Annotated in this window: 13 protein-coding genes; 12 read left to right on the top strand and 1 reads right to left on the bottom strand. The window is 66.1% G+C overall.

The genetic code is table 11. The annotated features are described in order from the left end of the window. From DFQ59_RS10905 to DFQ59_RS10870, 8 genes are all read left to right on the top strand, one after another. The coding region (locus DFQ59_RS10905; RefSeq protein WP_147275234.1) for a c-type cytochrome at nucleotides 1–349 on the top strand (349 nt) is incomplete at its 5' end. A gap of 118 nt (nucleotides 350–467) precedes the next feature. After that, nucleotides 468–1,457 (top strand): hypothetical protein, encoded by a 990-nt coding sequence (locus DFQ59_RS10900; RefSeq protein WP_114279730.1) that lies wholly within the window; start codon nucleotides 468–470, stop codon nucleotides 1,455–1,457. Between the two features lie 10 nt (nucleotides 1,458–1,467). Continuing rightward, on the top strand, nucleotides 1,468–2,730 hold the full coding sequence (gene nosD / locus DFQ59_RS10895) for a nitrous oxide reductase family maturation protein NosD (RefSeq protein WP_114279729.1): 1,263 nt from the start codon (nucleotides 1,468–1,470) through the stop codon (nucleotides 2,728–2,730). Next, a complete protein-coding gene (locus tag DFQ59_RS10890) occupies nucleotides 2,727–3,563 on the top strand; it encodes a 4Fe-4S dicluster domain-containing protein (RefSeq protein ID WP_114279728.1) in 837 nt (278 codons plus the stop codon). Before nosD ends, DFQ59_RS10890 begins: the two co-directional genes overlap by 4 nt. After that, entirely contained in the window at nucleotides 3,560–4,528 is a 969-nt protein-coding gene (locus DFQ59_RS10885; RefSeq protein WP_114279727.1) for a NapH/MauN family ferredoxin-type protein, read from the top strand. The genes DFQ59_RS10890 and DFQ59_RS10885 overlap by 4 nt, the downstream gene beginning before the upstream one ends. A 39-nt stretch (nucleotides 4,529–4,567) precedes the next feature. Then, a complete protein-coding gene (locus tag DFQ59_RS10880; RefSeq protein WP_114279726.1) occupies nucleotides 4,568–5,455 on the top strand; it encodes an ABC transporter ATP-binding protein in 888 nt (295 codons plus the stop codon). After that, entirely contained in the window at nucleotides 5,430–6,044 is a 615-nt protein-coding gene (locus DFQ59_RS10875) for a hypothetical protein (RefSeq protein WP_211314887.1), read from the top strand. The genes DFQ59_RS10880 and DFQ59_RS10875 overlap by 26 nt, the downstream gene beginning before the upstream one ends. A 22-nt stretch (nucleotides 6,045–6,066) precedes the next feature. Then, nucleotides 6,067–6,894, top strand: coding sequence for an ABC transporter permease (locus DFQ59_RS10870; protein ID WP_114279725.1), 828 nt, complete (start codon nucleotides 6,067–6,069; stop codon nucleotides 6,892–6,894). A gap of 126 nt (nucleotides 6,895–7,020) precedes the next feature. Here the strand turns inward: DFQ59_RS10870 and DFQ59_RS10865 are convergent, their stop codons facing one another. Next, entirely contained in the window at nucleotides 7,021–7,767 is a 747-nt protein-coding gene (locus DFQ59_RS10865; protein WP_114279724.1) for a glycerophosphodiester phosphodiesterase, read from the bottom strand. 187 nt (nucleotides 7,768–7,954) lie between these two features. On the opposite strand from DFQ59_RS10865, the gene DFQ59_RS10860 reads away from it, so the two are divergent. The 4 genes from DFQ59_RS10860 to DFQ59_RS10845 all read left to right on the top strand — a co-directional run bounded on the left by DFQ59_RS10860 (nucleotide 7,955) and on the right by DFQ59_RS10845 (nucleotide 10,462). After that, the gene (locus tag DFQ59_RS10860; protein WP_114279723.1) at nucleotides 7,955–8,206 is read left to right on the top strand and encodes a hypothetical protein; all 252 of its coding nucleotides are present in this window, start codon (nucleotides 7,955–7,957) and stop codon (nucleotides 8,204–8,206) included. A gap of 18 nt (nucleotides 8,207–8,224) precedes the next feature. Further along, nucleotides 8,225–8,737, top strand: a complete 513-nt coding sequence (locus tag DFQ59_RS10855) for an RNA polymerase sigma factor (protein ID WP_114279722.1) — start codon at nucleotides 8,225–8,227, stop codon at nucleotides 8,735–8,737. Beyond that, the gene (locus DFQ59_RS10850) at nucleotides 8,734–9,507 is read left to right on the top strand and encodes an anti-sigma factor family protein (protein ID WP_114279721.1); all 774 of its coding nucleotides are present in this window, start codon (nucleotides 8,734–8,736) and stop codon (nucleotides 9,505–9,507) included. Before DFQ59_RS10855 ends, DFQ59_RS10850 begins: the two co-directional genes overlap by 4 nt. 214 nt (nucleotides 9,508–9,721) lie before the next feature. After that, complete coding sequence (locus DFQ59_RS10845) at nucleotides 9,722–10,462, top strand: ABC transporter ATP-binding protein (protein WP_114279720.1); 741 nt, start codon at nucleotides 9,722–9,724, stop codon at nucleotides 10,460–10,462.

Genomic DNA, 10,462 nt, shown 5'->3' with positions numbered 1-10,462 from the left:
TCCCATGAACCCGAAGCCGGGTTATGGTCCGTGGGAGCCGGGCACCCCCGAGTATGAGAAGGGGGCGCAGCTCTACAAGGACAACTGTGTCCGCTGCCACGGCGATGCGGGCGAGGGCAACAACGAGAAGTTCTACCCCCGCATCGGCGGTCAGCACTACAAGTACATCGTGCGCCAGTTCGAGTGGATCCGCGACGGCAAGCGCCGCAACGCCAACCCGGACATGGTCAAGCAGATCCAGGAGTTCTCCGACCAGGATATGAAGATGGTGATCAACTGGGTCTCCCGCCAGGTGCCGAAGGAGTTGGTCGCACCCTCCCCGGACTGGCTGAACCCCGACTTCAAGTAAGCGGGCGGAGCACCGGAGCCGGGCGGCAGCGGGGGGTGCCGCCCGGTCCGGCGCCAGGGATGGCGCTCCCTCCACACAAGCCCCCGCCGCACTCTTGAAGGCAAGGATTTCGAGCGATATGAACGCTGCCAACCAAAGCAAGCAGACCCTCATCATCGGGGTCCTGACGCTGGCCTCCATTGCGCTGCTGGCCGTCATCTACTTCACGCCGATCTGGTGGGTGTCCCTGACGGCGCCCAACTACCCCGAGCACACCTTTCCGGACGGCATCCGCATCCACTTCCACGTGGATGGCGTCTTCAACGGCTGCGAGACGCGCAAATCCACCGAGGTGAAGGAAGCCGAGGCGCTGGAATGCAAGCACGAGATGGACACCATCAACCACTACGTGGGGATGTATCCCATCTCCGCCGGCGCTCCGGTGGAGCGGGCGGTGTCGCCCTTTGTCTTCACCCTGCTCGGCGTGATGCTGGTGGCCTTTGTCATGCCGGGGCGAAAATCCCGTACGGCGGTTCTGCTGGCGGGATCCCTTGCCATCGCCGGGTGGATGAGCGTTGCTCTCTACAGCGAGGGAGGCTTCAAGTACACCTCACCCGGCTACCAGTCGGACGTCATGGAAACCCTCGATCTGGATCGTGAGGATGTGGCGGACTGGAGCGGCCTGATGGCGGTGGAAGAGAGCTACTTCGAGGCGCTGGGACGCTACTTCCCCGGCCAGGACATGGCCGAGCGCGTACAGCTCATCGTCAATATCGTCCAGGGGGTCTTTGTCGCGATGCTGGTCGCCATGGCGGTGCTGGTGGTGGGGGCCTGGAAGTGGAAGCCCTTCTACTGGCTGCTCATCGTCGTGCCGATGCTCCTGCCGCTGTTCTTCATCATCGACTACTCCGGCTGGCTGTGGTGGTTCGGCCACAACCTGAGCAGCATGGGCGCCTTCACGGTGAAGCCCTTCATGCCCACCGTGTTCGGTGACGGCAAGGTGGCCCAGTTCTCCACCCACTCCTATCCCTATACGGGCTTCGGATTGATGATGGCCTCCTCCTTCCTGCTGCTGCTCGCCGCATTGCTGCGGGGCCGGCAGATGCGTCACGGCGGGTTCAAGGTCTAGGGGGAGCCCCGTGTCGGCACTTCGCGGAAGGCTGTTGCTCCTGGCGCTGCTCCTGGTGACAGCGCTGGGTGTGACCGGTGCCGAAGAAAATGCGGCAGCGCCTGAATATCCGCCCCTGCAGCCCCTGGTGGATGCCACGGAGCCCGGCGGCGTGCTGAAGCCGCCGCCGGGCATCTACGCCGGCCCGGTGGTGGTGGATGCCCCGATGATCATCGATGGCGGGGGCCAGGTGACCATCGACAACGGCGGCAAGGGGACCATCCTGCTGCTGGACACCGACGGGGCTCAGGTGCGCAACATGGTCCTGAGGAACTCCGGCCGCTCCTTCAACGACATCGACGCGGGCATCCAGGTGCGCGGCAACTACAATGTCATCAAGGACAACGTTATCGAGAACACGCTGTTCGGCATCGACCTGCAGCAGTCCGAGAACAACGTGGTGCGCCGCAACCGGATCAGCTCCAAGGATGTCAGCCTGGGGTTGCGCGGCGATGGCATCCGCCTCTGGTACAGCTTCGGCAACACCATCGAAGAGAACCAAATCCACGATTCCCGGGACAACGCGGTGGTCTGGTACTCGCGCGACAACATCATCCGCGGCAACACGGCCACCCGCGGCCGCTACTCGATGCACTTCATGTACTCCCAGTACAACCTGGTGGAGGGCAACCGGTTCTGGAACAACTCGGTGGGCATCTTCCTCATGTACAGCGACAGCGTGGTGATCCGCAACAATCATATCTCCCACGCCACCGGCGCCACGGGTATCGGCATCGGGTTCAAGGAGACCTCCGACAACGACATCCTGAACAACGAGGTTCTCTACTGCGCCAACGGCCTCTACCTCGACCTGTCGCCGTGGCAGCCCGACACCACCAACCGCATCACCAACAACCTGATCGCCTACAACGGCGTCGGAGTGCAGTTTCTGAGTGACTGGACCGGCAATGTCTTCAAGGGCAACACGTTCCAGGGCAACCTGACCCAGGTGGCCGTGGCCGGTGCCCGTTCGGCCAAGCGCAACATCTGGGAGGGCAACTACTGGGACGACTACCAGGGGTTCGACCGGAACAACGATGGAGTGGGGGATACACCCCACCAGTTCTACGCCTACGCGGACCGGATCTGGATGGACATCCCCTCCGCCCGCTTTTTCAAGGGATCGCCCGTACTGGAGGTCATCGATTTCCTCGAGCGGCTGGCACCCTTCAGCACCCCGGAGCTGGTGCTTAAGGATGAACAACCGCTGCTTCATACCGGAACCGTCCAATGACCGACGACAAGAGCAAAGAGAAGCCCGTCAAGAAGCCGCGGGTACTCGACCGCAAGACCCAGGAGGCGCGCCGTCGTTTCCTGCGCTCCCTGGGGCTCGCCGCGGGGGTGGTCAGCGCCTCCCTGGTTGGGTTCATCCCCGTGGTGCGCGGCTACAACCCGCGCCTGCGTCCGCCCGGCGCACTGGCCGAGGATGAATTCCTCGCCTCCTGCATCAAGTGCGGCCAGTGCATACAGGTGTGCCCGGTGGAGGCCATCAAGCTGACCGACATCATGGATGGGTTCGGCAACGGCACTCCGCACATCGACGCCCGGGCCCAGGCCTGCGACTTCTCCTGCGACGGCCTGCAGTGCGTGCTCGCCTGTCCCACCGGCTCTCTCAGCCACGACACCAATTATCCGCACCAGGTGCGCATCGGTTTCGCCGAGCTGGCGCGCCCGGATCTGTGCCTGGCCATGCAGGGCAAGGGGTTCAAGGGCCGTATCCGCGATGCGAGCTTCAAGGGCCTGTTCCGCTATGCCGAACTCAACCGCTGGCAACCCCTGCCGGTGCGGGGCCAGGAATTCGACCGCGAAATCTGCGATCTCTGCATCGTCCACTGTCCCATCGAGATCCGCCGCAACCAGTGCGAGGCCGGACATCCGCCCGCGGATGACCCGAACCAGTGCCCGCCGAGCCGCGCCATCGGCCTGGAGCCGGTGGAGGGGGGCGGCATGCGCCCGGTGATCTACGAGGGCTGCGTGGGTTGTGGGGCCTGTGAGATGGTCTGCCCCGTGACGCCCGCCGCCATCGTGGTGGACATGACCAAGAATGCGGATACGGTGACGGCATGAAATACCTGGTCGAATCATTCATGCAGCTGCTCGGGCGGGCGCCGACCAAGCCGGAGAAGGACGACATCACGCCCGCGGCGCAGGAGATCCACTTCTACAAGCGCGGCCAGAAGCTCGACATGGACGAGGTGCGCCGCCTGCACGACGAGAAGCAGGGCAAGAACAAGTGGCTGAAGCGGCGCTGGGCGACACTGCTGTTCGTCAATCTCCTGTTCGTGGTCTCCTACTACTTCGACATCCAGCTGCTGGAAGGGGCGCTCACCGCGTCGCGCTTCCTCGGTTTCCACATGGCGGATCTCAACTCCGCCCTGCAGGTGATGCTGGCCTTCAAGACGGTGCTCATCAACCTGCTCATCGGCACCGTCACGGTGTTCGTGCTGTGGTTCCTGGTGGGCGGACGCAGCTTCTGCTCCTGGGTCTGTCCCTACCACCTGCTCTCCGAGTGGGCGGAGAAGATCCACCTGTGGCTGGCGCAGAAGAAGCTGGTGAAGGACATTCCGTTCCACCGCGCCATCCGTTCAGTGTTCTACGTCATCTTCGCCCTGCTGGCCTTCGCCACCGGCTACACGGTGTTCGAGGCCATCTCGCCGACCGGCATCGTCAGCCGCGCGATCATCTACGGGCCCTCGCTGGCATTGCTGTGGGTGCTGTTCCTGCTGCTGTTCGAGATCTTCGTCTCGCGCCGCGCCTGGTGCCGCTATGTCTGTCCCATCGGCATCACCTACGGCGTGGTGGGGCTGCTCTCCCCCATGCGGGTCACCTATGTGCTGGAGGATTGCAAACACGAGGGTGACTGCCGCAAGGTGTGCCTCGTGCCGCACGTGCTCGACGTGACCATCAAGGGCCGCGCCACGGATACCAGGGTGCCGGTCGGTGCCGATTGCACCCGCTGCGGCATGTGCGTGGATGTCTGCCCCACCAATTCGCTGCGCTACGAGTTCAGCTGGCTGGAACAGCTGAAATAGCATTGGCAGCATCGCGATTGAAGCCTTCGAGGGGAAGTCATGATCCAGTTCCAGCAGGTGGTGAAGCGTTTCCGCCGCAACAAGGTGCTCACCGGGATCGACCTGGACATCCGTCCGGGCGAGCGCATTGCCCTGGTGGGTTCCAACGGCGCGGGCAAGACCACCCTCATCCGCTGTCTGCTCGGCGAATATGTCTGTGACGGCAAGGTGCTCGTGGACGGACTCGAGCCACGCACTCATCGCAGCGAGGTGCTGGCCCGGGTGGGTTTCGTGCCGCAGCTGCCGCCGCCGCTGAAGATGCCGGTGGGCCAGCTCATCCGCTTCGCCGCCAGCGTCTGCGACAGCGATCCCGAGCGCATGCGCGGGATAGCCCGGCGCCTTGGCCTGGATCCGGACGCCTTCCGGCGCCAGCCTTTCGTCAAGCTCTCCGGCGGTCAGAAGCAGAAGCTGCTCATCAGCATCGCATTGGGGCGTGACGCGGACATCCTGGTGCTGGACGAGCCGGCGGCCAATCTCGACCCGGAAGCCCGTCACGTCTTCTTCCAGATTCTCGCCGAGAAGAAGGACCACGCCGTGATGCTCATCTCCAGTCACCGCCTCGACGAGGTGGCCTCCCTGGTGAACCGCGTGGTGGAGCTGGACCGGGGCCGGGTCGTGCTCGACGACCGGGTGGCCGACACCGTGGACATGGACAGCGTGCTGGAAGTGCGCCTGAGCATTGCCCGTCCCGAAGAGGCGTTTGCCCGTACGATTACCGAGTGGGGGTTCCTCGATGGGGGCGATGGCCGGGTCTGGGAGGGGCGGGTGGCCGGCCCCGACCGCCTCCGTTTCCTCGGCATGCTCTCCCGCTATGCGGGGCTGGTGAACGGCATCAACATGGAGGAGGAGGGGGAGGACGCCGATGCGCGCGTCACGCGTCTGGCCTGAGCGCCTGGTCGCATCCCTGCTGCTCTCCGCCGCCTTCGCCATTCTCTCCGCCTGTGGTGGCGATCCCGGTACCGGACCCGCGGAGGTCAAGTGGGACCGGGATATCTGCGAACGGTGCCTGATGATCCTGAGCGACCGGCGTTTCTCCGCCCAGATCCGGGGCTGGCCCAAGGGCGATCGGAGCCGGGTCTACTACTTCGACGACGTGGGCTGCGCCATGCTCTGGCTCGACCAGCAACCCTGGAAGGATGATCCCCGGGTGGAGATGTGGGTCAACGACCACCGCGACGGGCACTGGATCGAGGCCCGCAAGGCCTGGTACGTGCGGGGATTCACCACCCCTATGGAGTACGGGCTGGGCGCCCAGGACGAGCCGGCCGAGGGGGCACTCAACTGGGAGGAGGCAAGGAAACTCGTCTACGAGATAGAGGAGCGTTTCACCCAGGAGGCGGGGGTAAGCCTCGATCCATCCCGGCTGGCGCCCTCCATCTATGGTCGTGATCGGTACGCAGAAGATCCCGAACACGACCATGACCATGACCATGGCCCAGGGGAAGGCGAGCCTGCCGCCCCGCCGGTTCGGCAATGACGTTATTATCCACGGAGCTCAAATGAAAAGTCTCTGGCTCACCGCTCTCGCCGACATCACCGAGTCCCTGCGTGCCCGCTGGTTCATGGTCTACACGGCCATCTTCGGCGGCCTGGTGGTGCTGCTGTTCGTCTTCGGCCTGACCGAATCGCGCATCATGGGTTTCCTGGGGCTCTCGCGCCTGCTGACGGTCTTCATCCAGCTCACCATGGCCATCCTGCCGGTGTTCGTGCTCATCACCACCGTGCGCTCCGTGGCCGGCGATCGCGAGGCGGGAGTATTCGAATACCTGCTGTCCCTGCCCATCACGTTGAGCGCCTGGTTCTGGGGCAAGATCATCGGCCGTTTCACGGTCATCTTCCTGCCGGTGTTCCTGGCCATGGCGGGAGCAGCCGCCTGGGCGACCATCAAGGATATCCCGGTGCCCTGGGACGATTTCTTCTACTACACCGGCCTGCTGCTCGCACTGGCCTGGTGCTTCCTCGGCATCGGCATGCTCATCTCCACCGTGGCCCGTTCCGCCGACGTGGCCCAGGGGGCCGTGTTCATCATCTGGCTGACCCTGGTGCTGTTCCTGGATCTCATCCTGCTCGGCATCATGATCAAGGAGCACCTGCCGCCGGAATCGGCGGTGGCCATCGCTCTGGCCAACCCCCTGCAGGTGTTTCGCATCGCCGCCATGATGATGTTCGATCCCCAGCTGGTGATGCTCGGCCCGGCCGCCTATATCATCCTCGACACCTTCGGCGAACCCGGTTTCATGACCTACGCCATCGCCTACCCGATGGCCCTCGGCACGGTGGCGGCCACAGGCGGCTACCTCCTGTTTCGTCGTGGTGATCTGCCCTGAGGGGAAATCGTTCCAGGTTGCGCGTGGCGAGGATCGGACGGTAGCCGCGCGGCGCGCGCCGACCGGTTCGCTGGCAGCGGGCTGAGGGATATCGGGGGCGGTTGCCTGCAGGGGCGCTGCCCCCGCTCATTTCTGGCGACCCGCAACCCGCAATTCGTCGCGGGCCTTTCCTCCCAACCAGCCCAGTACCCGTCCCGGGTCGTTGCTGAACACGCCGTCGATGCCCATGGCCCGGACCCGTGCCAGGTGCCGGCGCTCGTCCACCGTGTAGACGAGGACCCGCAGTCCCCGGGCATGGGCCTGGCGCACCAGGACCTTGTTGACCAGTGCCAGGGGGATATGCAGTGAACGCGCGTCAAGGCGCCGTTGCAGCGTGCCCCAGTCCACGGGCAGACGGGACACCAGCGCCCCCACCGGGATGCGTGGCGCCAGGCGGTGCAGCCGCGCCAGTTCGGCGTGATCGAAAGAGGAAACCAGGAAGCGGGAGTAGTGCCAGCCGAGGTGGACATACCGGTGCACCAGCGCGGCCACCGCCGCCGCGGTACCCGGGCCCTTCAGCTCGATGTCGAGCCCCCGTTCCGGTCCCAGTGCCTCGATGATCTCCCACAGGAAGGGAATCCGTTCCCCGTCGCCGGCGTCCAGCTGAAGCAATGCCGCCAGTGGCAACGCGGTAAGCGGGCCCCGGCCGTTGGTGGTGCGTTCCAGGGTGGTGTCGTGGAACGCCAGCAGCGTTCCGGCCACGAACTGCACGTCCACCTCTACCCAGTCGGCACCGGCGGCTGCCGCCAGGCGCATGGCCGCCAGGGTGTTTTCCGGTGCGAGCGCGCTGGCGCCGCGATGGGCGATGACAGTGAATCCAGGCGTTCTGTTCATCTTGTTCGTCCGCCTCAATCCCGTTTATGAAAGCATGGACCGGCGCTGTCCGCCTGTCAGGTGCCGCCCGGAAAATAAACCGCCGGGCGGGAATAATTTCTTCACGGAGGCGTCTATACGCTTGAGCAGGCCTGTCCGGTGGGGCCTGCCGGCAGCGATACCAGACCGATAACGCGGAGGATTACCGATGAATAACGTCAAGATCCTGTTGCTGACCCTGGGCCTGCTGGCCCTCAGTGCGCCCGCCCTGGCATTCCACTGCCCGGCGGACATGAAGAAGATCGACGCGGCCCTGGAACAGGGGACCGGTCTGAGCGAGCAGCAGCTGGCCGAGGTGAAGGCACTGCGGGCAGAGGGCGAGGAACAGCACAAGGCCGGCCGCCACGCCGAGTCGGTGGCGACCCTGGCCAAGGCCATGGAGATGCTCGGGGTACAGTAATCCGGACCGGCACGGGGCATGGACCACTTCACCCGGCGCCTGGCCCTGCACGTTCCCCGCCTGCGGCGCTACGCGCGCGCCCTGGCGGGGAACGCTGCGGAGGCCGACGACCTGGTCCAGGACTGTCTGGAACGGGCCTGGCGCCACGCGCGCCAGTGGCGCGAGGCCGAGGACATGCGGCCGTGGCTGTTCGCCATTCTGCACAATGTCTTCGTGAGCGGGGTCCGGCGCCGGGTGCGGGGACCCCGCTTCGCCACCCTGGAGGAGGTCCCGGAACCCGTGGCCGGGGGTGACAGCCGGCCGGAGGGGGTGGCGGCCCTGCGGGATCTGGAACGGGCCCTGGGCGGTCTGCGCGACGAGCAGCGCGAGGTGCTCCTGCTGGTGGCGCTGGAGGGACTCAGCTACGAGGAGGCAGCGGCCGTTCTCGATATCCCCCTGGGTACGGTGATGTCCCGCCTCTACCGGGCGCGTGAGCAGTTGCGCCGGCAGCTGACGGGGGAGGAGACGATGGGATTGCGGAGGATTAAATGAGCCGGAATGCGCCTGCCGTGACCGAGGCCGACCTGCACGCCTACGTGGACGGGCTGCTGGAGCCGGAGCGGTTGGCGGTGGTGGAGGCCTACCTCGCGGGACAGCCCGCGGAGGCGGAGCGGCTCCGCGCCTACCGGCGTATCGGCCGGTTGCTGCACCAGGCCTACGACCCGGTGCTGGGCGAGCCGGTGCCTGCGGCATTGACCACCGGAGCACTGCGCCCCCCGGCGCGCCGCTGGCTCCAGGCCGCTGCCGCCGCCGCGCTGTTCGGCCTGGGCGGGCTGCTCGGCTGGACGCTACACCCACCGGATGCAGGGTCCCAGGCCGAGGCCATCGCCCGGGTGCTGGTGCGCCCGGCGGCCGTTGCACACGCGGTCTACAGCACCGAGGTGCGTCATCCCGTGGAGGTCGGCGCGGAGCAGGAGGCGCACCTGACCGCCTGGCTCACCAAGCGCCTGGGCGCCGAGGTGCGTGCGCCCAGCCTCCAGGCGGAGGGTTATGACCTGGTGGGCGGCCGGCTGCTGCCGGGCGAGGATGGGCGTCCCGCGGCCCAGTTCATGTACCAGGACGGCAGCGGCCGGCGGCTGACCCTCTACCTGCGCACCAGCCAGTGGGACAGCAAGGCCACCGCCTTCCGCTACGCCGAGACCGACGGCAACGGCATCTTCTACTGGGTGGACGGTCCCCTCGGTTATGCCCTGACCGGCCCCGCCGACCGCGCCGTGTTGCTGCGGGCGGCGCAGGCCGTGCACCACCAGCTCAACCCCTGAGCAACCGCCGCCGTGGCGGCAGGGAACGGCCGATCGTTCCCCTGCGTGGCGCATTTCCCTGCGCCGCGGCTGTCCGCTGTGCCAGAATGTTACTGAAGCAAGCGCTGGCAAGGCCCGATCCGACAGGCTGCTAGAGTCAATCCGCCGGGTGCGCCGGCTGCCCGGTGGCAAGTACAAGGGACTGTACCGAAGTGTTCAGGCAGGGCATCTGACCATGCACAGCGACCCGAAAAGGGCTGGTTCCGCATCCGAGGAGTTGGTGTTCGAGGCCCGGGGACTGACCAAGGTCTACACCATGGGCGAGGTCCGGGTGCACGCCCTGCGCGGTGTGGATCTGGATATCTACCAGGGTGAGTTCCTGGTGCTCCTCGGCCCCTCGGGAAGCGGCAAATCCACCCTGCTCAACATTCTCGGCGGCCTGGACGCCCCCACCGCCGGGGCGGTCCGCTACGGTGATCACGATCTCTCCGCCTACGACGACGGGGCGCTGACCCGCTACCGGCGCGAGCACGTGGGCTTCGTGTTCCAGTTCTACAACCTCATCCCCAGTCTCACCGCCCGCGAGAACGTGGCGCTCGTGACCGAGATCGCGCGCACCCCGCTGGCGCCTGAGGAGGCGCTGCGGCTGGTGGGGCTCGAGCAGCGCATGGACCATTTTCCGGCCCAGCTCTCCGGCGGCGAGCAGCAGCGGGTGGCCATCGCCCGGGCCATCGCCAAGCGCCCGGATGTCCTGCTCTGCGACGAGCCCACCGGGGCGCTGGACGTGCACACGGGGGTGGTGGTGCTGGAGGCCATCGAGCGGGTGAACCGGGAGCTCGGCACCACCGTGGTCATCATCACCCACAACGCCGATATCGCCCAGATGGCCGACCGGGTGATCCGCCTCAGTGACGGGCTCATCAGCGAGGAGCGCCGCAATCCGGAGCGGATCGCCGCGCGCGAGCTGTCGTGGTAG

This window comes from Thioalbus denitrificans (assembly GCF_003337735.1).
GTDB lineage: Bacteria > Pseudomonadota > Gammaproteobacteria > DSM-26407 > DSM-26407 > Thioalbus > Thioalbus denitrificans.
This window is presented reverse-complemented; position numbering and strand designations above follow the sequence as displayed.